The sequence below is a fragment of the Mesorhizobium sp. M0037 genome (assembly GCF_040323635.1).
Classification (GTDB): Bacteria; Pseudomonadota; Alphaproteobacteria; order Rhizobiales; family Rhizobiaceae; genus Mesorhizobium.
The window spans coordinates 567,723-590,423 of record NZ_JAMYVB010000001.1; the positions used below are offsets into that span (position 1 = coordinate 567,723).

Sequence of the window (22,701 nt, forward strand, 5' to 3'; positions counted from 1 at the left end):
GCTGCCTGCCGCTGCGCCTTGGGTTGAATTTTCAGCGTCTCGCTAACGATCCGCTCACTGTGTCCTTTAGCGGTATCGCAACAGCCTTCCGGTAACGTGCCCGTGATCGGGTTTCGGAGGGGTCCATGCGCAATCCAGTTGTGGCTGTCGCTCTTGCCGCCGCTGTCGGCTACGGGTTTTTCAGCTCGCTCGGCCACATGCCGGGCGGAAGTGGCACTTCGCTGGCCGAGTCGAAGCAGAACGTCGTGTCCTATTCCACCGAGGACAATGCGATGCAGGCCGCCAAGGACAGCGGCCGCTCGACCCTCAAGCGCTTCCACGAACTGATGGACGCCGGCACACCCGGCACCTACACGGTAAAATTCCCGCTGACCCAGAACGGCGCCACCGAGCATATCTGGCTGCAGCTGGTCGGCTACAGCGACGGCTCCTATATCGGCCTGCTCGCCGACGTCCCGGTCAATGGCAACAAGTACAAGATGGGCGACAGGATGACGGTGACCGAGGCCGACGTCGAGGACTGGATGATCAAGAACGGCAAGGTGATCTATGGTGGCTACACCACGCGCCAGGCGCTTGCGGATATGCCGAAGGAACAGGTTGCAAGATACGGGTTGACCTTCAAGGACTGAGGGTTGAGGCGGGGGCGAGTTTTATCGCGGTGCCTAGAGGGCTGTCGCGCTTTTCGCGTTCGCGTATCTCTGCCGTCTGCGCCAGCACCCAGTCGCGAAACACCTTGATTTTGGGCGCGTTGCGGCGGCTCTCCAGATGCACCAGCCAATAGCCGTCGCCGTCCGATCCAAGCACGCCGAATGGCTGTATCAACTGGCCCTTTTCCAACAGGGCGCTGTAAAGGTTTTTGGTCAGGATCGCGGCGCCCTTGTCGGTCAGCGCCGCCATCGCATCATAGGCCTGCGTACCCAGTTTCGGGCCAGCGATGACGCGATCGGGCTCGAACGGCACGCCGGCAGCCTTGAACCAGATTTCCCACCAGGGATCGTCGGCACAGCATAGCGGCAGTTGGTAGAGATCCTCAGGGCGGTGGATGCCGCCGACGCTTTCGGCGAGTCTCGGGCTGAGCATCGGCGTATAGTCCGCCTTGAACAGATAGTGAGCCGTCAGGCCCGGCCAATTTCCACTGCCGGTGCGAATGCCGACATCCATGTCGCCGCGCGTGAAATCGACCAGCCCGTGCGATGTGTTCACCTTCACGGCAAGGTCGGGATGCATCAGCTGGAATGTTCCAAGCCATACGGCCAGCCAGTTCGATGCGAAGGTTTCCATGGTCGTCACCGACAGCACGCCGGTCGCTCCACCCTTGGTGGCGACCCATGCGTCGGCCAGGGTCGAGAACGCGCCTGTTGCGTGCGGCGCCAGCTGCTGTCCGGCCTCGGTCAGCGCGATCTGCCTTGTTTTTCTTATGAAAAGCGGCGTTCCGGCACGTTCTTCCAGCACCTTTATCTGATAGCTGGCAGCTGATTGGGTCATGCCGAGTTCTTCGGCTGCCTTGGTGAAACTGCCCAGCCGGGCCGCGGCTTCAAAGACCCTGATGGCTCCTAATGGTGGTAGTCCCCAGCTCATGACGCATCAATCCCGCTGATGCATACTACGCGACGTTCGATTGGAAACCAAGCCCGGAAAACGGCATGCTGCATTCATCGGATCAAACCCTGGAGGATACGGCAATGACCACCACCATCGCTCTCTACAACACGCTTCGCCGCCCGGTGCTCGACCTCTTCACCGCGCCGTTCAGGCCTCGCAAGCGCGGCCTGCTCGACCGCCGCTCGCTGTCGGATCATTTCCTCAGGGATATCGGTATGCTTGACGGACGCGTGCCTCCCGGCACCATTGGCTAAGCAAGCTCTTTGACCAGGGGAGGGAAAGATGACTGTGTTATCCGAGGATCTGGCGAAGAGCCGACAAACGATCAACGCCTATGAGGACTATGCCGAACGCTACGACGCTCTGGTGCGGCACGTTCCGAACCAAAGAGAACAGAAATGGCTGAAGCGCCTGGTGAAGATCGCCGGCAAAGGTGGCCGGATTCTGGAAGTCGGTTCGGGACCCGGATACGATGCGGACTTCGTCGAAGGGCTCGGTGTCCAGGTTCGGCGCACAGACGCAACGAAGCGGTTTCTCGAGTTGCAGGCCGCACGCGGCAAGCATGGTGAGTTTCTCGATCTCATCACCGACGATCTCGGCGGCCCCTACGACGCGGTGCTCGCATTGTGCGTCCTGATCCACGTGCCGCGCGAGCAGGCCGACCAGGTGCTTGCCAAGATTGCCGGGTCGCTGCGGCCGGGCGGCGCCTTCCTCGTCTCGATGCGCATTGGCGATGGCGAGAAGAGCGGCGAATATCATACGGTCTACTGGCGCAGGGACGACTTCGCGGCCCGCCTCGAAAACGCCGGGCTGGTCCTTGTCGGAGACGAATTCAACGTCGGCCGCGATCGCGAAGAGTGGACCACCTTTCTGGCTGTGAGGCCGTCATGACGCGCCGCGGACTGTTTTTGTTCGTGCTGCTCAGCCTCCTGTGGGGCATTCCCTATTTGTTGATCAAGCTGGCAGGTGCCGAGGTGTCGGTGCCCTTCCTGGTCTTTGCCCGAACAGCCGTCGGCGCCCTGGCGCTGCTGCCCTTCGTCCTTGTCCAGCGCAGTTTCGGATGGCTGAAGACACATTGGCGGGCGGTCGCCGCATTCTGTCTGGTCGAGATGATCCTGCCATGGGGGCTGATCACCCATGGCGAAGTCAGCATCGACAGTTCCACCGCCGGGCTGCTGATTGCCATGACGCCGGCCGTAACCGTCGCGCTCTCCAAGCTGATGGGTTCGGATGAGCGGCCGGGGATACGCCGCTGGACCGGCCTTTTCCTCGGTTTTGCCGGTGTCTTTGTGCTGGCGCTGCCGACCTTGGGTGGCGGATTTCTCGCGGTCGTCGAGATTCTCATGGCCGCAGCCTGCTATGCCTCGGGTTCGATCATCGCGTCGCGCTGGCTGAACGATGTGCCGGCAACCTCGCTGACGGCAGTCTGTCTGGCAGGGGCCGCGCTGATCTACGCCGTGCCGGCGGCGTTGGCCTGGCCGGCGGCCATGCCGTCGACAACGGTGGTTGGCGCAATCCTCGGTCTTGGCGTGTTTTGCACGGCGATTGCCTTCGCCACCTATTTCCTGCTGGTGCGGGAGATCGGCCCCGAACGGGCGGTCGTCATCACTTATGTGGCGCCCGCCGTCTCCGTGGCAGCCGGCGTGCTCGTCCTTTCGGAGCCGCTCGATATCGGCATTGTCGCGGCCTTCGCGCTCATCCTGTGCGGATCATATCTCGGCACGTGGCGCGCTCCGCCAGAACCGTCCGTGTCCGCGACCTCGGCAAGTTGACCGGCGGCCGCCAGCCGCCGTCAGAAATAAGGTCGCAGGTTCTCGCGAATGCGGTCCAGCACCGTCTTTCCCGATCTATCAGCGGTGAAGGTCTTGCCGGTGATGGTCTCAAAGGCCTGCGTATAGACACGCGACGTCTGCTCGATGAGTTCGGCGGGGATTTTCGGAATACGGTCCTTGTAGGGATCGCAGCGCGCGGTTACCCAGGCGCGAATAAAGTCCTTGTCGAAGCTTTGCGGCCGCTCGCCTGCCTTGAAGCGCTCCTCATAGCTTGCCGCAAGCCAGTAGCGGCTGCTATCGGGCGTATGGATTTCATCGGCAAGGACGATGGCGCCATCCTTGTCCGTGCCGAACTCGTATTTGGTGTCGACCAGGATCAGGCCGCGCTTGGCGGCCAACGCCTTGCCGCGCGCAAACAGCGCCAGCGCATAGCGCGAGACGGTGTCCCATTGCTCTTCCGACAACAGGCCGCGCGTCAGGATCTCGTCACGCGTCAAGGGCTCGTCATGGCCGCCATCGAGCGCCTTGCTGGTCGGCGTGATGATGGCCTGCGGCAGCTTCTCATTGTCGCGCAGTCCGTCCGGCAGGCGGATGCCGTACATATCGCGTTCGCCGTTCTTGTATTTCGTCAGCACCGAAGTGCTGGTGGTGCCGGCGAGGTAGTCGCGAACAACGATTTCCACCGGCAGAATGTCGAGCCTGGTGCCGACGACGACATTGGGGTCGGGATAATCGAGCACATGGTTGGGGCAGATGTCCGCCGTTTCCTCGAACCAGTAGCGCGCCGTCTGGGTCAGCAGTTCGCCCTTGAGCGGGACAGCGGTCAGGATCACATCGAAGGCGCTCAGCCGGTCGGTGGCGATGATGATGCGGCGGCCATCCGGCAGATCGTAATTCTCGCGGACCTTGCCTTTGTAGTGGTTCGGGAGTTCCGGAATGAAGGCATCCGAGAGAACGCGCAGTGCTGTCATCCTGGTCTCATGGCTCCTAACAGTTTGGGCGACTCTTAACAAAGTTGGCGGGGCTTCGATACCCGAGGAAGGGCGGTTCGTCCTTTGCGAATAATCAAGACATTGCCTTCGCCGTGCTATCTATTTGCAGCTTCCGGCACTCCTGGGGGACGCGGTGGACGTAGAGCTCAAATTTCTGATTGTCGGATTTGCCTGCGCGATCGCGGGCGGTCTGTCGTTCATCACCTTCGTCAAATGGCGCGAGGTGCAGGCGATGAGCCACTGGCTGCCGGCGCCGGGCAAGATCATCTCGTCGCGCGTCGAGGCGCGTGAAGTCAGAAGGTCGGGCGTCGGCTCGGACAGCAGCGACACCACCGAGATGCGCAATTTTCCGGCGGTCACCTTCGAATACAAGGTCGGTAAAAAGAAATTTCAAAGCTCGCGCTACAGCGTGAAGGAGAATCTGGGGAATTTCGAAGTCACCGAAACCCTGGCGCAGTTTCCCACCGGCGCTGAAGTGACCGTCTTCTACAATCCGGCCGATCCGGGCAAGGCCGTGATCGAACGCACCCTGCCGGACGGCGCCTTCAAGTTCATGGTCAAGCTCTCGGCCGGGCTGGTGATCGGCACGGTGGTGCTGGTGTTTTCGCTCGGTGGCGTGCTGGAGGCGATCCGGCCGCACCTGCCCAAGCCGCAGAACCTCGGCGCCGGAGCGCTGCTGCTGTTCATGGGGCTGATGATCCTGCGCATGGCCTTCGTCCAGAAGTCGCTTGCCGAGCAGGCGGCAAAATGGCCGGTCGCCCCCGGCCGCATTGACTCCTCGGGCCTGCAGACGCTGCGAAACTACAGCAGCCATCGACGCTGGAGCACCGTCTTCAAATCCCGCATCGTGTACAGCTACGGCGTCGCAGGCCAGCACTACACCTCAGACCGCGTCACCTTCGGCGCCACGGTCACCGCTTCAATGCCCGGCCTCGTCAGCGGCCAGGCGCGCAGCTATGCCGAGGGCGGCAAGGTCGACGTGCATTACGACCCAGCCAACCCCGCCTCGGCAGTGCTCGAATGCAGGGTGCGCGGGCTTTGGCTGCTGTGGGTCTGTTCGGCCGCGTTTTTGGGCGGCGCGGCTTGGCTGGTCGGTTTTATCTGAGGCGCCACTTTCATGACGAGACATCCAATGATCGTCCGCAGGCTGGCCGTCGTTTGCCTGGCTCTGCTCGACGCCGTGCAGGCAGCGAGCGCAAAGGAATGTCTGCTCAGCCATGCCACCTACCGCGAGCCGCGTTCGGGCGCGGTGATGCAATTCCGGCCGCTGAACAATGAGCCGGCGGCACTGACGGCCGAAGCGTTTTCGGTGACCGTGCCCAACACCGACACGCGCTTGCCGGCCGACATCACCTGGACCGATGGCAAAAATTCGTTTCCGCTCGGCACCATCCGCCATGCCTGCACCGACGACGACCGCGAAGTGGGGCTGGAGGACGGCAGCGGGATGTGCCGGATATGGATGGGCCAGGTCTATGCCTTGACCGGAGGCGGAGCCGAGCAGCTGAATTCACGCGAAGCGACACCGGCGCCGAAAGGGCTGTTGCTGCCCGATTTCGGCGCGGGCTTCACCGAATTTGCCGATTTCGCCAATGCCAATCCGGACGGCTCGGCCTGGGATGCCTTCACATTGACAGGATGCAGCGATGAATAGCGCCATGAGATCGATTGTCTGGATTTGCGTGCTGTTTGCCGCCGCGGCGATATCAGCCGCTGCATATGCGGACGAGCCGTCGCCGTCGCGCCCGCCGATCGACAAATGCGTCTGGGAAAAAATGGCCGACAAGACGGTTGGGCTGGCCGCTTGGGCGCAGCGCTGCGATTTCGGCTTCCGCCAGATCCATTTCGAGTTCGCCGGCAATGCGCTCGCCATCAAATACAGCGATGGCGGCACGCCCGATCCGCTGGTCGAGGTGTTCGACATTCAATCCGGCGAAACCGCAGAGGCCGCAGTGCTGCGACTGTTGCTGGAAAAGACCGACAAATCAGTCAGCGCCCGCTGCGTGCTGACGCCCTACACCGAGGGCGCCGTGCCCACCGGCGTCAAACGCTACACATTCAGCCCTGATGCTGCCTATGCCAAAGAGCTGAAAGCGGTGGTGAGTGATGACGTTCCCGAACCACCCTGCGGCGACTGGGGCGAAATGCCCGACGGCATCCAGTACTTCGAGGTGCCGGCGGGCGAGGGGCGGAGGGTGCTGTTCGTTCGGGCGGGGCAGGACGAGCCGTTGTTCGACGAGCAGACGCTAAGGGCGCGGTAGGAGGTTGTCCTGAAGGTTACCGCTTATGCCTCTACATATTCAGCGAGACTGATTCCTTTGGGCACCTCCAGCCCATCGGCGCGCAAGCCCTCGATGTGAAAGCGTATAGCGTCGCGAATTTCGATTTCTACTTCTGGCACGGTAGCACCAGTTGCGATGCAGCCGGGTAGGTCCGGCACATAGGCAGAGAAATTGTTGCCTGCTTTTTCAATCACCACCGCGTAACGCATATAGTCACTCCTTCAAACCGGACTGCTTGAGGCGCCTGGCGCAATTTCCTCAAACGGCTTGCCGGCCGCGGTGACGCGCCCGGCAAACTTCGCCTATCAATGTTACTTCTTGCGCGGCGGTTCGTTCTTGGTGTCCCCGTAGCCGGGCTTGGGGACACGCTCGACTGTGGTCGTGTTCGGGCGGCGCTCGGCTTCTTTCACAGAAATGAATTGGCCGCTCTTTGAGCTTCGTCCAATGTCGAAAGTCTTACGTTCATTGGTGGCCATTTGGGTATCTTTCCTCTGTGTTGCCAGAGCTACCTCGACTCCGAGAACCGACTCCCCATATGATAACCTTGCTAGAGGAGATGGGATTTCGATCTCGTCGCCCCGCGTAGGCTCCGGCCTGTTCGCGGTATCCAAAGCCGGCTCTAACGAGCCGGCTTTGGTATTTCTGCGGCTTTGCTTTGCATTCCTGTAATTGCCGTCTTGACCTGATGCGGAATTATATGTGGCTCTGAGATGCCAAGATTTTGGAGGCGTTTCTCGGCGGCTGTCCTACTCACAGCAAAGAACGGCATGATTTCCAAAACGTCGGTGAAGTCACGAATTAGAGTCTCCGGCATAAGAAAACCGGCGGCAAACGCGTTAGCTTGCCATTCTGCGCTCGCGTACGCAGGTAACTCTTTCATCTGAGAATATCGCCTAGGGGCTCGATCAAGGGGAACGGCCGATTTGTGAAGAACCAAATGCCCTAGCTCATGGGCCACAGTCCACCTGCCGCGGCCTTCAAAGTTCGCGGCGGATTGATACGTTGTGCCTGACAAGACAACGCAAGGCGGATCAAATTCGGTATACCCTTCCGCTCCGTCCATCAGGTGGTCATCTTTGACAACTAGTGCGAAATCGCCAAAAAGCCGGGGCATTTCATTTTCAAGGACACTAACCATATCAGGTGCTTGGCAAGTAGTGCCTATGCGAAGTGCTTGGCGCCATGCCGCTGCTAATATCTCGATCTCAGCGCGACTCTTGGCGGATACGCAATAGTCATGACTCATCTGTCATCTCCTGGGAGTTCTGCGTCCAGTTTTCGTATCTCGTCTGGGGACATCTTGTTGATCTTCCTAAATAACCTTCTAGCAAGAGCTGCGCGTTCTTTGTTTATTGGCGTAAAGCGAATAACATTAATGCGGGCATCTGCGAGGGCCTGTAGGTGCTTTCTCGTAACGATGTCCAATTTCAACCAGTTTCCAAAGTTTTCTACGTACCCCTCTGGAACTTGTTTTCCCCCAGTCTCGACAGCGGAGATAAATGACGGCGAACACTTGAACTCCTTTGCTTGATCAATCATCCGCAACCTTCGTGCCATTCTGATTTCCCGGCATGCGGACCCAAATGCCGTCAGAGTTTTTTCGACCATCTTTATGTTTCCCTATCTTTTTCACCTGTAGGTGAAACTCTCCCTCAAAAAAAACCTCTCTGCCGCGTTGGCGGCAGAGAGGTTCGTTCGTGTCAACTGCACCCGCTCGTCGAACCACAAGTATCGCACTTCTCGCAGGTGCCGTTCCGCACCATGGTGAAGTTGTGGCATTCCGAGCATTCGTTGCCGGTGTAGCCTTGCATCAAGGATTGCTGACGCCGCGTAGAGGCAAGCGCCTTTGCCTCGGCCGCTTCTTTCGCTGCTTCGTCGGTGAACAACCCGGTGGGATCGGCTGCCTCCTCGGAAACAATATCTTCGACCAGTTCCTTGGCTCGCTCCTCATAGTCGCGCTTGTAGGCGATGGCTTCGTCGCTTGCTGGTTTAAGCGCCAGCACGTTGGAGCCTGAGAACGCAGTTGGAGTGACCCGGGCAGGGGCTCCGGCAGGTGATCCGGCAAAACCCTTGGGTTCGCCACCTAAGCCAGACACCAACTTGACCGGCGAGGCGCCGCGGGTAAGGCCCTTCGAGAACGGCGTCGCCTTGCCTTCGTTGATGCCGCGTCCGAGCGCCGTCTTGTCGAAATCCGACTGGTCGACATGGGCGAGGTCGTGGCGGCCGAGGTAGGACACGGCGAGTTCGCGGAACACGTAGTCGAGGATCGACGTCGCATTCTTGATCGCGTCGTTGCCCTGCACCATGCCGGCCGGCTCGAATTTGGTGAAGGTGAAGGCCTCGACAAATTCCTCGAGCGGCACGCCATATTGCAAGCCAAGCGAGATGGCGATGGCGAAGTTGTTCATCATCGCTCGGAAAGCGGCGCCTTCCTTGTGCATGTCGATGAAGATCTCGCCGATGCGGCCGTCGTCGAATTCGCCCGTGCGCAGGTAGACCTTGTGGCCGCCGACGACTGCCTTCTGGGTGTAGCCCTTGCGGCGATTCGGCAGTTTTTCACGATCGCGGTAGAGGCGTTCGATGACGCGCTCGACGATCTTCTCGGTGACCTGCACGGCACGCTGTGAAGCGGGCGCCGCGATCAACTGCTCGACCGCGTCGTCCTCGTCGTCCTCGCTGTCGGCGAGCAGCGACGAATTGAGCGGCTGCGACAGCTTCGAGCCGTCGCGATAGAGCGCGTTGGCCTTCAGCGCCAGCTTCCACGACAGCATGTAGGCGCCCTTGGCGTCTTCCACCGTCGCATCGTTGGGCATGTTGATGGTCTTGGAGATGGCGCCGGAGATGAAGGGCTGTGCCGCCGCCATCATCTGGATGTGGCTGTTGATGGACAGCGAGCGCTTGCCGATCTTGCCGCACGGGCTGGCGCAGTCGAACACCGCGAGATGCTCGGCCTTGAGGAAGGGCGCGCCTTCCAGCGTCATCGCACCGCAGACATGGATGTTGGCGGCTTCGATGTCCTTCCTGGAGAACCCGAGCGCCGGCAGCATCTCGAACGAGAAGTCGTTGAGCTGCTCGTCGGTGAAGCCGAACGTCTCCTTCACCCAGTCGGCGCCCAGCGTCCACTGGTTGAAGACGAACTTGATGTCGAAGGCCGACTTCAGCGCCGCATTGAGCGCCGCGATCTTGTCGTCAGTAAAACCCTTCGCCTTGAGCGAGCCGGGGTTGACCGCCGGCGCCTGGTTCATGTTGCCGTGGCCGACAGCGTAAGCCTCGATCTCGGCGAGCTGGCTCTCGGAATAGCCCAGCGTGCGCAGCGCTTCCGGCACGGCGCGGTTGATGATCTTGAAGTAGCCGCCGCCAGCGAGCTTCTTGAACTTCACCAGCGCGAAGTCGGGCTCGATGCCGGTGGTATCGCAATCCATGACCAGGCCGATCGTGCCGGTCGGCGCAATCACGGTCGCCTGCGCGTTGCGGTAGCCATGCTCTTCGCCGAGTTCGATGGCGCGGTCCCAGGCAGCCTTGGCGTGCGTGGCCAATTCCTGCTGCTTCAGGTCGGACGCGACCAGCGGCACCGGATTGACGGCGAGCTTCTCATAGCCGCCCTTTTCGCCATAGGCAGCGCGGCGATGGTTGCGCATCACGCGCAGCATGTTCTGCGCATTGCGGTCGTAGTCGGCGAAGGCGCCGAGCTCGCCAGCCATCTCGGCCGAGGTGGCATAGGCAGTGCCGGTCATGATGGCGGTGAGCGCTGCGCAGATGGCGCGGCCCTCGTCGGAGTCATAGGGAATGCCGGACGTCATCAGCAGGCCGCCAATGTTGGCATAGCCGAGGCCGAGCGTGCGGTATTCGTAGGACTGCTTGGCGATCTCCTTCGACGGGAACTGCGCCATCATCACCGAGATTTCGAGGACGACGGTCCACAGCCGCACCGTGTGCTCGTAGGCGGCGATGTCGATCGTGCCGTCGGCATTGCGGTAGGGCAGCAGGTTGATCGAGGCCAGGTTGCAGGCCGTGTCGTCGAGGAACATGTATTCCGAGCACGGGTTCGACGCCCGGATCGCACCGGCCGAAGCGCAGGTGTGCCAGTCGTTCATCGTCGTGTTGAAATGCAGGCCCGGATCGGCCGAAGCCCAGGCGGCGTAGCCGATCTTTTCCCAGAGGTCGCGTGCCTTCAGCGTCTTCAGCACCTTGCCGTCCTTGCGGGCGGTCAGATGCCAGTCGGCATCCTCCTCGACGGCGCGCAGGAAGTTGTCCTTCAGCGACACCGAATTGTTGGAGTTCTGGCCGGAAACGGTGAGGTAGGCGTCGGAATCCCAGTCGGTGTCGTAGGTCTTGAACGACATCGCGGTGTAGCCCTGCTTGGCGAACTGGATGACGCGGTAGATGTAGTTCTCCGGCACGGCCGACTTCTTGGCCGCCTTGATCTCGCGCTTCAGCGCGGTGTTGATCGACGGGTCGAAGCAATCGTCATCATGGCCTTCGCAATTGATGCAGGCCTTCATGATCGCTTCGAGATGTTTTTTCACGATCTTGGAGCCGGTGACCAGCGACGCCACCTTCTGCTCTTCATTGACCTTCCAGTCGATGAATTCCTCGATATCGGGATGGTCGGCGTCGACAATGACCATCTTGGCCGCACGACGCGTGGTGCCGCCCGACTTGATTGCGCCCGCCGCGCGGTCGCCGATCTTGAGGAAGCTCATCAGGCCGGACGAACGGCCGCCGCCCGACAGCTTTTCGCCTTCGCCGCGCAGCATGGAGAAATTGGAGCCGGTGCCCGAGCCGTATTTGAACAGGCGCGCTTCGCGCACCCACAGGTCCATGATGCCGCCTTCGTTGACGAGATCGTCCTGCACGCCCTGGATGAAACAGGCATGCGGCTGCGGATGCTCGTAGGAGGACTTCGACTTGGTCAGCTTGCCGGTAAACGGGTCGACATAATAGTGGCCCTGGCTCGGACCATCGATGCCGTAGGCCCAGTGCAGACCGGTGTTGAACCATTGCGGCGAGTTCGGCGCAACGCGCTGGGTGGCGAGCATATAGGCGAGTTCGTCGCGGAAGGCGCTCGCGTCTTCTTCCGACTTGAAGTAGCCGCCCTTGTAGCCCCAATAGGTCCAGGTGCCGGCCAGCCGGTCGAAGACCTGGCGGGCGTCGATTTCGGAACCGTAGCGCTCGGCTTCCGGCAGCTTGGCAAGCTCGGCCTCGTCGGCGACGGAGCGCCACAGGAAGGAGGGGACGTCGTTCTCCTCGACCTTCTTCAGGCGCGCGGGCACGCCGGCCTTGCGGAAATACTTCTGCGCCAGGATGTCGGCGGCAACCTGCGAGAACTGCGCCGGCACATCGATATTGTCCAAGCGGAACACCACCGAGCCGTCCGGATTCTTGATCTCCGAAAGCGCCTTGCGGAATTCGATCTCCGCGTAAGCTGATTGGCCTGGCTTGGTGAAACGACGCTCGATGCGCATTGGTCCGGTCCCTTTTGTCTATATATAGCGCTTTTCCCCGGGGATTTCTGCCCCCAATGCGAAACGCGCATGTCCGCCGTCTGCCGGCGTTCGAAAACACCGGCTCTCCTTGTGGCAGTCTTCGTCGCCTTGCTGGTCGAGCTTCTTACGAAGCCGCTGTTCCAACTCTGCGCCGAACCCTGCGGGTCCCTCAAAACTGAATTTTTCCTCGATTCCCTCGACCGAGGGAAATTCACACTATCTAGCGTCGAACCTGCCTGCAAACACTAAATATAGTGTTAACAGACAATTTATTCCAGTCCGACAAATCTCCCTTTTCGCTCCCGAAGCCCCAACGATCCAACGCTTCCGCCAGCCTCGTAAACAGGCGGAAATCATGGCCAAAACGCACAAAATCCGGGAAAATGACCGGGCTCGAAACTCTCCGGTCGCGCCCTCAACAAGAGCACATGGCACATAAAAGGCGACTCGGTTTGCGTCGTCAAGGATTCGTTTGCGTAGCTTTTGTGACCCCAACATCTTGTGTGTCACATATGTGGATAACGGGGACAAAAAGCCGCTGAGGAAAGCCCGATTCTGCCGGCGTGGACCGCTGGTGAGCGGTTCACCCGAGACAGGCCCGGCCGGATTCTGGCTCACAGCCTTTTCATTTTAGCTGGCGTGCATTATGTCTTTGGCGTCGCGCGGGGGCGCGTCTTGTCAATTCCAAGAGCATCCGTTACGCCCCGCCCATGACAGTTACCGTCCGTTTTGCCCCCTCACCAACCGGCCGCATTCATATCGGCAATGCCCGCACCGCCTTGTTCAACTGGCTGTTTGCCATGAACAACAAGGGCCGTTTCATTCAGCGCTTCGACGACACAGACATTGCCCGCTCGAGGCAGGAATTTTCCGACGCCATCCTCTACGACCTGCACTGGCTGGGGATTTTTCCCGACGCCACCGAATACCAGTCGCGGCGCTTCGAAACTTACGACGCGGCGGTGGAGCGGCTGCAGAGAGCCGGCGTTGTCTATCCCTGCTACGAGACCCCCGAAGAACTCGACCTGCGCCGCAAGGTGCGCCGCACGCGCGGCCTGCCGCCGGTCTATGGCCGCGAGGCGCTGGCGCTTTCGCAGCAGCAGATCGCCGAATACCGCTCCGATGGCCGCCGGCCGCACTGGCGCTTTCTGCTGCCGAATTTCACCAGCGATCCGCTGCAGCCCGAACGCACCGAAGTGCACTGGAACGATCTGGTGCGCGGCGAGGAAACCGTCGATCTGGCCTCACTGTCCGATCCGGTGCTGCGGCGCGAGGACGGCACTTATCTCTACACGCTGCCTTCGGTCGTCGACGACATCGAGATGGGGGTCAGTCATGTCATCCGCGGCGACGACCACGTCACCAACACCGGCGTGCAGATCGCGCTGTTCAAGGCATTGGGCGCCGAGCCGCCTGTCTTCGGCCACCACAATCTCTTGACCACGGCCTCGGGCGAGGGCCTGTCGAAGCGCAGCGGTGCGCTGTCGATCGAAAGCCTGCGCGAGGAGGGCATCGAACCGATGGCTGTGGCTTCGCTGGCCGTCCTTGTCGGCACCTCGGAAAATGTCGCAGCGGTGCATGACATGCCGGCACTGGCCGCGCGCTTCGATCCCGCCGCCACGTCGAAATCGGCGGCCAAATTCGACCCGGACGAGCTGTTCGTGCTCAATCGTGCGCTCATGCACCACATGCCGTTTTCCGAGGCGCGGGATCGGCTGATCGTGCTCGGCATCTCCGGCGACAAGGCCGAGCCGTTCTGGCTGGCGGTGCGCGGCAATCTCGACCGGCTGAGCGACGCGGTCGGCTGGTGGCGCATCCTTGCCGACGGCCCGCAGCCCGCGCCGGAATTTTCCGACGAGGATCGCGACTTCCTGCAGCAGGCCTTCGACCTGTTGCCGGAAGAGCCGTGGACCGGAACGGTGTGGAAGGACTGGACGGCCAGGATCAGGGAAGCCAGCGGCCGCAAGGGCAAGGCGCTGTTCATGCCGCTGAGACTGGCGCTTACCGGACTTGCTTCCGGGCCGGAGCTTGCAGATCTATTGCCGCTGCTGGGTCGGGAAGGAACGCTGGCCCGACGACCCTGACCTTGCGCTGGTCCGGCGGGATCAGCGACACCGGCGACACCACCGGCTTGACGGCAAGGCGCTTGATGGCAGCGCGGTCGAGCCCGCCCTGCATATTGGCCAGCGTCTCCGGATCCGCGCCCGGATCGGGTTTGGCCGCCGGCACCGGAATGAATGGCGTTGTCTCGGTATCAGGCTGCGATTGGTCGGGCGGTGGCGGGTTGCCGCCGATGATCTCGAAATTTCCGGCCTGCGCATTGCAGCCACAAGCCAGCGGCCGCGACATGTTGGGCTGTTTGTAGAGATAGGCGGTCGGCAACTCGCTGTAGGGCCTGCCGGTCACCGACGACGTCATGTTGGCCGAATCGTCTTCCATGCCGCGCGAATAGAACACCTGCATTTCGGTGCCGGGGCAGCTCGATTCGCAATTCTTCTGGTCGCGCTCGAAATCGCCGAGCGAAGCCGAGTTCGACATCGGGAAGAAATAGCCGTCGCAGGTGCGCACGCAGCTCGTATGGAACTCGCCGCCGACCGTCGGGAAATCCGGCACGCCGGGCTGATTGAGCACCCGGCGCACATTGCGCTCCTCGCCGGGATCGTCGGGCTGGTCGAGCGTGTCAATCTGCCGGCTGCCGCCGAAAAGCTGGTCGAACAAATTGCCGTCATCCGGTTCGCGGCTGGCTTCTTGCAGCGGCTCCCGCAGGCGCGGCGCGGGCTCGTCGCGGCAGCCATTGGCGTCGAGCGCGGCCAGGATGCGGCCGTGGTCGCGCCGCGAGCCGCCGCCGGCAAGCTGGGCGCGCTTGGCTTGCAGCGCGTCGAGATTGGCGTTCATGCGATCGATGCTGCTGTTCAGCGCAGCGCATTGGCTGACATTGCGCGAAAACAGCGAAAACCCGCAATTCGCATCGCTCGCACGACCGCGCACCTTTGATAGCTGTTCGAACTGGCGGGAGATGGCCTTGTCATACTTCCGCACCATGCTGGAATTGCCGCCGCCATTCGATGAAGAAGCAAGCTCGGCTTCCAGTTGACGGCAAACGCGGGAGGCGGCCTGCGGTTCAGTGGTGGCGACGGCCGAAAGCACAAGCGCGCCGAGCAGCGCAGCCAGATGCTTCAGCCTCCATCGTCCGCCCGTCATTGCCCGAAACCCCGCTTGCCTGCCTGTCGCGATGCTACCGGATTCGCGGTTAATCGTTCCCTCAATCTACAACCAAAGATGGTCTTAGCCCATAGACGCGTTGAAGGAGGCGTTTGGATAGAGCGGCAACTGTGCGATCTCACCGCTGCATGAAAAAGGCGCAATCGCCCCGGAATTATCCCTCGATCCAGCAAAACCCGGGGACCGGGCATGACCACGCTTACCCGTCGAACCGCGCTGCAGTTCGGTCTGTTGTGCCTAGCGGCGCCCGCACCCTTGGCGCAGGAAAATCCAGCCGCTCCGGACTGGCGCAGCAAATTGGTCGAAGCCGCGCGTGAGCAGATCGGCGTCACCACCTTCTACGACCCGGCCTATGTCCGCCTCGGCTATCCCGGCGGCGACGTCGCGCCGGATAGGGGCGTGTGCACGGATGTCATCGTGCGCGCCTATCGCCGCGCCTTCAATCTCGACCTGCAGAAACTGGTGCATGAGGATATGGCCGCCAATTTCGCCGCCTATCCCAAGACCTGGGGCCTGAAATCGACCGACCGCAACATCGACCACCGACGGGTCGGCAATCTTGCCGCTTTTTTCGGACGCAACGGAGTTTCCTTGCCCGCCAGCGAGTATCCTCCCGACTTTCAGCCGGGCGATATCGTCACCCAGATGCTGCCCGGCAACCTGCCGCACATCGTCATCGTCTCATCCGAACGCTCGGCGGACGTGCCGGAACGAGCGCTGGTCATCCACAATATCGGGGCGGGCGCCCGCGAGGAGGACACGCTGTTTGCCTTCACGCAGACCGGGCATTACCGTTTCGTGCCTGCCTGACGGCGTCAGTTGAAATGAACCACCGCCTGTGCCTTGTGCGCCGCCTCGACCACCGCAAGCGCCGTCATGTTGACGACGCCGCGCGAGGTCACCGACGGCGTCAAAATATGCGCCGGCTTGTCGGTGCCAAGCAGGATCGGCCCGACATGCAGCGCATCCATCATCGTGCGCAGCGCGGTCAGCGTGATGTTGGCGGAGTCGAGGTTGGGGAACACCAGGAGATTGGCTTCGCCCTTCAGCCGCGAATGCGGATAGACGCGCTGGCGCAGATGCTCCGACAGGGCTGAATCGGCATGCATCTCGCCGTCGCATTGCAGGTCGGGCGCAACTCGCGCCAGGATCGCCGCCGCCTGCCGCATCTTCAGCGCGCTGGGGGAATCGCGCGAGCCGAAATCCGAATGCGACAGCAGCGCTGCCTTCGGCTCGATGCCGAACCGCTGGATTTCCTCCGCCGCCAGAATGGTCATTTCGGCGATCTCCTCGGCCGTCGGGTCGACCGAGACATGGGTGTCGGTGAGGAAGATGATGCCGCGTTGCGAGATCAGCATCGACAGCGTCGACAGGTCGCGGTCCTTGACGCCTGCGCGTGGTCCGATGACCAGCGTCACATTGCGCAGATGCCGCTCGAAACGGCCCTCGAGGCCGCAGATCATGGCGTCGGCATCGCCGCGCTTCAGCGCCAGCGCGGCAATCACCGTATTGTCGGTGCGCACCATGGTGCGCGCGGCCTCCGTCGTCACGCCGCGCCGGCCGGCAAGCTCGATCAACAGGTCGACATAATGGCGGTAGCGCGGATCGTCTTCCGGGTTGATCAGGCCGAAATCAACGCCCGGCTTGATACGCAGGCCGTAGCGCTTCAGCCTGACCTCGATGACATGCGGGCGGCCGATCAGGATCGGCTCGGCAATGCCTTCCTCCAGCACCACCTGGGCTGCGCGCAGCACGCGCTCGTCCTCGCCGTCGGCATAGATGACGCGCTTGGCGGTCGACGCCTTGGCCGACGAAAACACCGGCTTCATCACCAGGCCGGAGCGGAAGACGAAGCGGTTGAGCTGGTCGATATAGGCGGCGAAGTCGGTGATCGGCCGGGTCGCGACGCCGGTGTCGCAGGCAGCCTTGGCCACCGCCGGCGCGATGCGCAGGATCAGGCGGGGATCGAAGGGCGAGGGGATAAGGAAGTCGGGTCCGAAGATCGGCGTCTCGCCGGAATAGGCGCGGGCGGCGACGTCGGATGGTTCTTCGCGGGCAAGCGCGGCGATCGCCCGGACCGCGGCCATCTTCATCTCCTCGTTGATGGCGCTGGCGCCGCAATCCAGCGCACCGCGGAAGATGTAAGGAAAACAAAGCACGTTGTTGACCTGATTGGGGAAATCGGAACGGCCGGTGCAGATCATCGCGTCGGGACGAGCGGCGCGCGCGACCTCCGGCATGATCTCGGGATTGGGGTTGGCCAGCGCCAGGATCAACGGCTTAGGCGCCATATGATCAAGCAATTCCGGCTTCAGCACGCCGGCGGCCGACAGGCCGAGAAAAACGTCGGCGCCAGGGATCACATCGGCCAGCGTGCGCGCCTCGGTGTCCTTCACATAGGGGTCTTTCCAGCGATCCATCTCGTCGGTGCGGCCCTTGTAGGCGACGCCGAAGCGGTCGGTGACCCAGATATTCTCTACCTTGGCGCCAAGCGAGACCAACAGGTTGAGGCAGGCGAGCGCTGCCGCACCGGCGCCTGAGGTGACGATCTTGATGTCGGAAATGGTCTTGCCGGCGAATTCCAGCCCGTTGAGCACCGCGGCGGCGACGATGATGGCGGTGCCATGCTGGTCGTCATGGAAGACGGGAATGCTCATGCGGGCCTTCAACTGCGCCTCGACCTCGAAGCATTCGGGCGCCTTGATGTCCTCGAGATTGATGCCGCCGAATGTCGGTTCCAGCGCCGAGATCGTCTCGACCATGCGCTCTATGCCCGGCGCGTCGATCTCGATGTCGAAGACGTCGATGCCGGCGAATTTCTTGAACAGCACCGCCTTGCCTTCCATCACCGGCTTGGAGGCGAGCGGGCCGATATTGCCGAGGCCGAGAACGGCCGAGCCGTTGGAGACGACGCCGACCAGATTGGCGCGCGCCGTGTAGTCGGCGGCGGTCGCCGGATTGTCGCGGATTTCGAGGCAGGGGGCGGCAACACCAGGCGAATAGGCCAGCGCCAGATCGCGCTGGTTGCCGAGTGGCTTGGTCGCCTGGATCTCGAGCTTTCCCGGCCTTGGATGCTTATGGAAGTAGAGGGCGGCTTCGTCGAGGTCCGAACGTGCCGTTTTCTTGTTCTCGCCTTCCATGCGGCCGCTCCCTCAAACCTGCTTTGCAGCCTTTTAGCACGCAAAAATGGTTTTTCGCGACGCCAAATGACGCAAGGGCGGCTAAAAGAACCGGGGCCGAAAAGACCGAATTGTTTCAAACGGTTGCGCGGAAATCCTGCTGAGGATGCACTGAGCCCTTCAGAACGCGCTGACATAGAGGCCGCCATCGACCGGGATGTTCTGGCCGGTGAGATAACCGGCATGGACCGAGCACAGAAAGGCGCAGATCTGGCCGAACTCTTCCGGCGTGCCGAGCCGCTTGGCCGGAACGTCGGCGCTGATGCGGGTCTTGCGCGCTGCGGCCGCTGCCGGGTCTTCCATCGTGCCGGCCTCATGCGGGCCGCGCAGCCGGTCGGTGTCGAGCTTGCCCGGCAGCAGGCTGTTGATGGTGACGTTGCGGTCGATCACCGTGCGCGCCACGCCGGCCAGGAACGAAGTCAGCCCGGCTCGCGCGCCGGACGACAGATCGAGGCCGGGAATCGGGACGTAGACCGACAGCGAGGTGATGTTGACGATGCGGCCGAAGCCGCGCATGGCCATGCCGTCGATGACGGCCTGCACCAGTTCGATCGGCGTCACCATGTTCTGCGTCACGCCTTCGAGGATCTTTGCGCGGTCGAGTTCGCGGAAATCGCGCAAGGGCGGGCCGCCATTGTTGTTGACCAGGATATCCGGGTCGGGGCAGGCGGCTAGGATCGCCTTCTGCACCTCGGGCGTCGAGACGTCGCCGACGATCTCGGTCACCTTCACGCCGTAGCGTTCGCGCAGTTCGGCTGCGGTTTTTGCCAGCAGCTCGGCATTGCGGCCGTTGACAACGAGATCGCAGCCGGCCTCGGCCAGCGCCGTGGCGCAGCCGCGGCCAAGCCCTTTGCTCGATGCGCAGACGATGGCCTTCTTGCCCTTGATGCCAAGATCCATGACGATTTTCTCCTGTGAATGGCGCGGCACGCTAGCCCTTTGGCTGGCCCAATCGCAACCGTCATACGGTTGTTGCATGAATCGGGGCATAGCCTGCGCGAAAGCAACGGTGACGATCTGATGTCCGGTACAGAAACCCGCACTTTCCGCAGCATGTTCATATCCGACCTGCATCTCGGATCGAAGGCGGCCAAGGCCGAGTTCCTGATCGATTTCCTGCGGTATCACGACGCCGATATCATCTATCTCGTCGGAGACATCGTCGACGGCTGGCGTCTGCGGCGCAGCTGGCATTGGCCGCAGAGCCACAATGACGTCGTCCAGAAACTGCTGCGCAAGGCGCGCAAGGGCACCTCGATCACCTATATCGCCGGCAATCACGACGAATTCGCGCGCCAGTTCCAAGGCGTGCATTTCGGCGGCATCGTCGTTGCCGACCGCGCCATCCACGAAACCGCCGATGGCAGGCGCCTGCTGGTCATCCACGGCGACCAGTTCGATACCGTCGTCCACAATGCACGCTGGCTGGCCTACCTCGGCGACTACGCCTATGACGCCGCGATGGTGGTCAACCGCGTGGTGACGAGGCTCCGCCATATGCTCGGCCTTCCCTACTGGTCGTTCTCGTCCTGGGCCAAGGTCAAGGTCAAGAAGGCGGTGAACTTCATCGGCTCGTTCCAGACGGTGCTGACCGAGGAGGCCCGCCGCTCGCATGTCGACGGCGTCATCTGCGGCCACATCCATCACGCCGCGATCGAGACTTATGAGGATGTGCAGTACATCAACACTGGCGACTGGGTGGAGAGCTGCACGGCGGTGGTCGAACATTTCGACGGCAAGATGGAGATCATCCACTGGGCGCTGGTGCTGCCCGAAGCACCGGACGAGCCGCTCATCCCCTTGCTGATCGAAGACAGGGTCGTCGAAGCGGCATAACCCTCCTGTTAATCGACTGGCCCAGGCAGTTTCGGACCGCTTTCGCGCATGTTAAGGGATCGATCTGCGTTGCAGCCCTTTGTGCAGCGTAATTGGATCGATTCATGTCGCTGCCGCCGCTCTCGCCCGAACAACTCGTCAAGCCGCGCCATTTCGAACTGCGCATGAGTCTGATCTTCGCGACATTATTCGTGTCGCTGGGAACGCATGTGCCTTATTTCCCGCTGTGGCTGCATGCCCAGGGTTTCCACGCCGAGCAGATCGCCATCATCCTGGCGGCGCCGATGTTCCTGCGCGTGGTGACGACGCCGCTGCTGACCGCGCTGGCGGACCGGGCGAAGGACAGGGCCGATGTCTATATTGCGCTGGTGGCCGCGACGATGGTGCTTTCCGCCGGCTATTTCCTCACTCCCACCTATGCGGCGGTGCTTGCCGTATCGCTGGCGCTGACGGTGGTGTGGACGCCGCATTCGCCGATCGCCGATTCGCTCGCGCTGTCGGGCGTGCGCCGCTTCGGCTCGAACTACACCGCGATGCGCAAATGGGGCTCGATCTCCTATCTCTGCGCCAACGTCGCAGGCGGCTTTATCCTGGCCTGGACGAGCCCGCAGGCCGTGCCGGTAATCATCTTTGCGGCATTGTCTGCCGCGCTCGTCGCCGGATTGCTGGCGCCGCGGCTTGGCCGCCCGCGCCGGGCTTCGCCGCTTTCGGCCGCCGACATCCAGCATCAGGCGCCGAGCCTTCTCAATCCGTATTTCCTGTATTTCACCCTCGGCGTCGGCATCATCACCGCCAGCCATGCCTTCCTCTACGGCTTTGTCTCAATCTACTGGAAATCGGTCGGCATCAGCGATTCCGTCGTTGGCCTGCTGTGGGCCTGGGGCGTGGTGGCCGAGGTCTGCATGTTCGTGTTTTTCAACCGTATTTTTGCCTCCGTCTCAGTCGTCAAGGTGATGCTGATCGCCGGCGTCGGCTCCATCGTGCGCTGGATCGCCTTTCCGTTGATCTGGCCACTCGGGCTTGGCGTTGCCGGTTTCTTCGGCGTCCAGACCCTGCATTCGGTGTCGGTGGCGATGGTGTTGATCGGCCTGCAGAAGATGATCGGCGAAACGGTTTCGGAAGAACGCACGGGTGCGGCGCAAGGCATTGCCTATTTCTTCAACGGCTTCTTCATGGCGGCGGTGACGCTGGCGTCCGGCCCGCTTTACGAGCGCTACGGCGTCGACGGCTTCCTGGCGATGATCCCGATCGCCATCGTCGGCCTGGCGCTGATCGGGCTCGCCGCGCGTTCAGCCCCACAGCATCCTGTCAGGCGGTGACACCAGCGACCCCTGGTACACGAGGCCGGGCTGGCGGTCGCGGGCAAGCAGCAGCGGACCGTCGAGGTCGACGAAGTCGGCGCCTTGCGCCAAAAGCACTGCCGGCGCCATCGCCAGCGACGTGCCGACCATGCAGCCGACCATCACGCCGAATCCCAGCTCCCGGGCGCGGTTGCGAAGGGTAAGGGCGGCGGTCAGGCCGCCGGATTTGTCGAGCTTGATGTTGACGGCGTCATAGAGGCCGACAAGCGTTTCGAGGTCCTTCGCCTCGTGGACGCTTTCGTCTGCGCAGATCGGCACCGGATGCGCGATGTGGCGCAGGATGGCATCATGGCCGGCGGGAAGCGGCTGTTCGATCAGGGCTATGCCATGTTCGGCGGCGAAAGCGAGATTCTCGATGATGTTGGCATCGATCCAGCCTTCATTGGCGTCGAGGATGATGCGGCTGTCGGGCGCCGCTTCGGTCACGGCGCGGATGCGGGCCATGTCGTTGTCGCCGCCAATCTTGACCTTGAGCAGCGGCCGCCCGGCATTGGCGCGGGCTTGCGCCGCCATTGCCTCCGGCTCGCCCAGCGACAGCGTGTAGGCCGTCTCCAGCGCCGACAAGGGCACAACGTGGATGGCGTCCGCGACCGCAACGCCGCTGATCTTGGCCTCCAGGTCCCACAAGGCGCAATCGATGGCGTTGCGGGCAGCACCCGCCGGCATCGCATCGAGCAGGTCCTTGTGGCTGATGCCGCCTTCTATCTGCCGGCGCATGGCCTCGATGGCGTCGCGCACCCCCTCCATAGTCTCGCCATAGCGCTTGTAGGGGACGCATTCGCCCCATCCGCGATTGTCCCCATCACTGATCGTGCAGGTAATGACTTCGGCTTCGGTCTTCGACCCGCGCGAGATGGTGAAGGTGCCGGCAATGGGAAAACGCTCGGCCTCAACCGAAATGACACGCGCCATAATTTTCTGCTCCGGCTATGCGACAACGCGTCGTCGGCAAATCGACAGGTACGA

The 22,701-nt window shown here is 62.1% G+C and carries 22 protein-coding genes; 11 read left to right on the forward strand and 11 right to left on the reverse strand.

From position 1 onward, the window contains the following. The first annotated feature begins 125 nt into the window (after positions 1–125). Complete coding sequence (locus NKJ78_RS02960; protein WP_023711464.1) at positions 126–632, forward strand: DUF2314 domain-containing protein; 507 nt, start codon at positions 126–128, stop codon at positions 630–632. Here NKJ78_RS02960 and NKJ78_RS02965 read toward each other — a convergent pair. Beyond that, positions 622–1,581: a LysR family transcriptional regulator gene (locus NKJ78_RS02965; RefSeq protein WP_352562336.1), complete on the reverse strand. Its 960-nt coding sequence runs from the start codon at positions 1,579–1,581 to the stop codon at positions 622–624. The genes NKJ78_RS02960 and NKJ78_RS02965 overlap by 11 nt on opposite strands. A 104-nt stretch (positions 1,582–1,685) precedes the next feature. Between NKJ78_RS02965 and NKJ78_RS02970 the strand changes: the two genes are divergently transcribed. From NKJ78_RS02970 to NKJ78_RS02980, 3 genes are read left to right on the forward strand one after another with little or no spacing between them, the layout of a single operon-like run. Further along, positions 1,686–1,859, forward strand: coding sequence for a hypothetical protein (locus NKJ78_RS02970; protein ID WP_023669054.1), 174 nt, complete (start codon positions 1,686–1,688; stop codon positions 1,857–1,859). Positions 1,860–1,887: 28 nt separating this feature from the next. Next, positions 1,888–2,496: a class I SAM-dependent DNA methyltransferase gene (locus NKJ78_RS02975; RefSeq protein ID WP_023694158.1), complete on the forward strand. Its 609-nt coding sequence runs from the start codon at positions 1,888–1,890 to the stop codon at positions 2,494–2,496. Beyond that, a complete protein-coding gene (locus NKJ78_RS02980; RefSeq protein WP_352459412.1) occupies positions 2,493–3,377 on the forward strand; it encodes a DMT family transporter in 885 nt (294 codons plus the stop codon). The genes NKJ78_RS02975 and NKJ78_RS02980 overlap by 4 nt, the downstream gene beginning before the upstream one ends. A gap of 20 nt (positions 3,378–3,397) precedes the next feature. Here the strand turns inward: NKJ78_RS02980 and NKJ78_RS02985 are convergent, their stop codons facing one another. After that, positions 3,398–4,339: a phosphoribosylaminoimidazolesuccinocarboxamide synthase gene (locus NKJ78_RS02985; RefSeq protein WP_352459459.1), complete on the reverse strand. Its 942-nt coding sequence runs from the start codon at positions 4,337–4,339 to the stop codon at positions 3,398–3,400. A 163-nt stretch (positions 4,340–4,502) separates the two neighbouring features. On the opposite strand from NKJ78_RS02985, the gene NKJ78_RS02990 reads away from it, so the two are divergent. From NKJ78_RS02990 to NKJ78_RS03000, 3 genes are read left to right on the forward strand one after another with little or no spacing between them, the layout of a single operon-like run. Beyond that, positions 4,503–5,474 (forward strand): DUF3592 domain-containing protein, encoded by a 972-nt coding sequence (locus NKJ78_RS02990; RefSeq protein WP_023700825.1) that lies wholly within the window; start codon positions 4,503–4,505, stop codon positions 5,472–5,474. A 12-nt stretch (positions 5,475–5,486) separates the two neighbouring features. Continuing rightward, the gene (locus NKJ78_RS02995; RefSeq protein ID WP_352459411.1) at positions 5,487–6,023 is read left to right on the forward strand and encodes a hypothetical protein; all 537 of its coding nucleotides are present in this window, start codon (positions 5,487–5,489) and stop codon (positions 6,021–6,023) included. A gap of 4 nt (positions 6,024–6,027) precedes the next feature. Next, on the forward strand, positions 6,028–6,630 hold the full coding sequence (locus NKJ78_RS03000) for a hypothetical protein (protein ID WP_352459410.1): 603 nt from the start codon (positions 6,028–6,030) through the stop codon (positions 6,628–6,630). Positions 6,631–6,653: 23 nt separating this feature from the next. Here NKJ78_RS03000 and NKJ78_RS03005 read toward each other — a convergent pair whose 3' ends face one another. From NKJ78_RS03005 to NKJ78_RS03025, 5 genes are all read right to left on the reverse strand, one after another. Next, positions 6,654–6,860: a type II toxin-antitoxin system HicB family antitoxin gene (locus NKJ78_RS03005; protein WP_023669048.1), complete on the reverse strand. Its 207-nt coding sequence runs from the start codon at positions 6,858–6,860 to the stop codon at positions 6,654–6,656. Positions 6,861–6,962: 102 nt separating this feature from the next. Then, positions 6,963–7,127 (reverse strand): hypothetical protein, encoded by a 165-nt coding sequence (locus NKJ78_RS03010; RefSeq protein ID WP_023700822.1) that lies wholly within the window; start codon positions 7,125–7,127, stop codon positions 6,963–6,965. Between the two features lie 143 nt (positions 7,128–7,270). Continuing rightward, entirely contained in the window at positions 7,271–7,897 is a 627-nt protein-coding gene (locus NKJ78_RS03015; protein ID WP_352459409.1) for an ImmA/IrrE family metallo-endopeptidase, read from the reverse strand. Then, positions 7,894–8,259 (reverse strand): hypothetical protein, encoded by a 366-nt coding sequence (locus NKJ78_RS03020; protein WP_156951450.1) that lies wholly within the window; start codon positions 8,257–8,259, stop codon positions 7,894–7,896. Before NKJ78_RS03020 ends, NKJ78_RS03015 begins: the two co-directional genes overlap by 4 nt. Before the next feature lie 92 nt (positions 8,260–8,351). Further along, entirely contained in the window at positions 8,352–12,116 is a 3,765-nt protein-coding gene (locus NKJ78_RS03025) for a vitamin B12-dependent ribonucleotide reductase (protein ID WP_352459408.1), read from the reverse strand. A gap of 731 nt (positions 12,117–12,847) precedes the next feature. Between NKJ78_RS03025 and gltX the strand changes: the two genes are divergently transcribed. Next, positions 12,848–14,221, forward strand: coding sequence for a glutamate--tRNA ligase (gltX, locus tag NKJ78_RS03030; RefSeq protein WP_023684934.1), 1,374 nt, complete (start codon positions 12,848–12,850; stop codon positions 14,219–14,221). Here the strand turns inward: gltX and NKJ78_RS03035 are convergent. Beyond that, a complete protein-coding gene (locus tag NKJ78_RS03035; RefSeq protein ID WP_023739355.1) occupies positions 14,139–15,338 on the reverse strand; it encodes a DUF2865 domain-containing protein in 1,200 nt (399 codons plus the stop codon). The two genes, gltX and NKJ78_RS03035, sit on opposite strands and share 83 nt — an antisense overlap. Positions 15,339–15,548: 210 nt before the next feature. Between NKJ78_RS03035 and NKJ78_RS03040 the strand changes: the two genes are divergently transcribed. After that, complete coding sequence (locus NKJ78_RS03040; protein ID WP_050593145.1) at positions 15,549–16,169, forward strand: DUF1287 domain-containing protein; 621 nt, start codon at positions 15,549–15,551, stop codon at positions 16,167–16,169. A 5-nt stretch (positions 16,170–16,174) separates the two neighbouring features. Here NKJ78_RS03040 and NKJ78_RS03045 read toward each other — a convergent pair whose 3' ends face one another. After that, positions 16,175–18,499, reverse strand: coding sequence for an NADP-dependent malic enzyme (locus NKJ78_RS03045; RefSeq protein ID WP_352459407.1), 2,325 nt, complete (start codon positions 18,497–18,499; stop codon positions 16,175–16,177). A gap of 159 nt (positions 18,500–18,658) precedes the next feature. Further along, positions 18,659–19,438 (reverse strand): SDR family oxidoreductase, encoded by a 780-nt coding sequence (locus NKJ78_RS03050; protein ID WP_023739352.1) that lies wholly within the window; start codon positions 19,436–19,438, stop codon positions 18,659–18,661. A 120-nt stretch (positions 19,439–19,558) separates the two neighbouring features. On the opposite strand from NKJ78_RS03050, the gene NKJ78_RS03055 reads away from it, so the two are divergent. After that, positions 19,559–20,374, forward strand: coding sequence for a UDP-2,3-diacylglucosamine diphosphatase (locus tag NKJ78_RS03055; RefSeq protein ID WP_023739351.1), 816 nt, complete (start codon positions 19,559–19,561; stop codon positions 20,372–20,374). Between the two features lie 104 nt (positions 20,375–20,478). Continuing rightward, on the forward strand, positions 20,479–21,693 hold the full coding sequence (locus tag NKJ78_RS03060) for an MFS transporter (protein WP_023726894.1): 1,215 nt from the start codon (positions 20,479–20,481) through the stop codon (positions 21,691–21,693). Here the strand turns inward: NKJ78_RS03060 and dgcA are convergent. After that, the gene (gene dgcA / locus NKJ78_RS03065) at positions 21,664–22,647 is read right to left on the reverse strand and encodes an N-acetyl-D-Glu racemase DgcA (RefSeq protein WP_023734570.1); all 984 of its coding nucleotides are present in this window, start codon (positions 22,645–22,647) and stop codon (positions 21,664–21,666) included. The genes NKJ78_RS03060 and dgcA overlap by 30 nt on opposite strands. Between the last annotated feature and the right edge of the window lie 54 nt (positions 22,648–22,701).

What these genes read in the sequence shown, in the direction of transcription:
- NKJ78_RS02960 (WP_023711464.1), top strand. Translation starts at nt 126, where the DNA reads ATGCGCAATCCAGTTGTGGCTGTCGCTCTTGCCGCCGCTGTCGGCTAC.
- NKJ78_RS02965 (WP_352562336.1), bottom strand. Translation starts at nt 1,581, where the DNA reads ATGAGCTGGGGACTACCACCATTAGGAGCCATCAGGGTCTTTGAAGCC.
- NKJ78_RS02970 (WP_023669054.1), top strand. Translation starts at nt 1,686, where the DNA reads ATGACCACCACCATCGCTCTCTACAACACGCTTCGCCGCCCGGTGCTC.
- NKJ78_RS02975 (WP_023694158.1), top strand. Translation starts at nt 1,888, where the DNA reads ATGACTGTGTTATCCGAGGATCTGGCGAAGAGCCGACAAACGATCAAC.
- NKJ78_RS02980 (WP_352459412.1), top strand. Translation starts at nt 2,493, where the DNA reads ATGACGCGCCGCGGACTGTTTTTGTTCGTGCTGCTCAGCCTCCTGTGG.
- NKJ78_RS02995 (WP_352459411.1), top strand. Translation starts at nt 5,487, where the DNA reads ATGACGAGACATCCAATGATCGTCCGCAGGCTGGCCGTCGTTTGCCTG.
- NKJ78_RS03000 (WP_352459410.1), top strand. Translation starts at nt 6,028, where the DNA reads ATGAGATCGATTGTCTGGATTTGCGTGCTGTTTGCCGCCGCGGCGATA.
- NKJ78_RS03005 (WP_023669048.1), bottom strand. Translation starts at nt 6,860, where the DNA reads ATGCGTTACGCGGTGGTGATTGAAAAAGCAGGCAACAATTTCTCTGCC.
- NKJ78_RS03010 (WP_023700822.1), bottom strand. Translation starts at nt 7,127, where the DNA reads ATGGCCACCAATGAACGTAAGACTTTCGACATTGGACGAAGCTCAAAG.
- NKJ78_RS03015 (WP_352459409.1), bottom strand. Translation starts at nt 7,897, where the DNA reads ATGAGTCATGACTATTGCGTATCCGCCAAGAGTCGCGCTGAGATCGAG.
- NKJ78_RS03020 (WP_156951450.1), bottom strand. Translation starts at nt 8,259, where the DNA reads ATGGTCGAAAAAACTCTGACGGCATTTGGGTCCGCATGCCGGGAAATC.
- NKJ78_RS03025 (WP_352459408.1), bottom strand. Translation starts at nt 12,116, where the DNA reads ATGCGCATCGAGCGTCGTTTCACCAAGCCAGGCCAATCAGCTTACGCG.
- gltX (WP_023684934.1), top strand. Translation starts at nt 12,848, where the DNA reads ATGACAGTTACCGTCCGTTTTGCCCCCTCACCAACCGGCCGCATTCAT.
- NKJ78_RS03035 (WP_023739355.1), bottom strand. Translation starts at nt 15,338, where the DNA reads ATGACGGGCGGACGATGGAGGCTGAAGCATCTGGCTGCGCTGCTCGGC.
- NKJ78_RS03040 (WP_050593145.1), top strand. Translation starts at nt 15,549, where the DNA reads ATGACCACGCTTACCCGTCGAACCGCGCTGCAGTTCGGTCTGTTGTGC.
- NKJ78_RS03045 (WP_352459407.1), bottom strand. Translation starts at nt 18,499, where the DNA reads ATGGAAGGCGAGAACAAGAAAACGGCACGTTCGGACCTCGACGAAGCC.
- NKJ78_RS03050 (WP_023739352.1), bottom strand. Translation starts at nt 19,438, where the DNA reads ATGGATCTTGGCATCAAGGGCAAGAAGGCCATCGTCTGCGCATCGAGC.
- NKJ78_RS03055 (WP_023739351.1), top strand. Translation starts at nt 19,559, where the DNA reads ATGTCCGGTACAGAAACCCGCACTTTCCGCAGCATGTTCATATCCGAC.
- NKJ78_RS03060 (WP_023726894.1), top strand. Translation starts at nt 20,479, where the DNA reads ATGTCGCTGCCGCCGCTCTCGCCCGAACAACTCGTCAAGCCGCGCCAT.
- dgcA (WP_023734570.1), bottom strand. Translation starts at nt 22,647, where the DNA reads ATGGCGCGTGTCATTTCGGTTGAGGCCGAGCGTTTTCCCATTGCCGGC.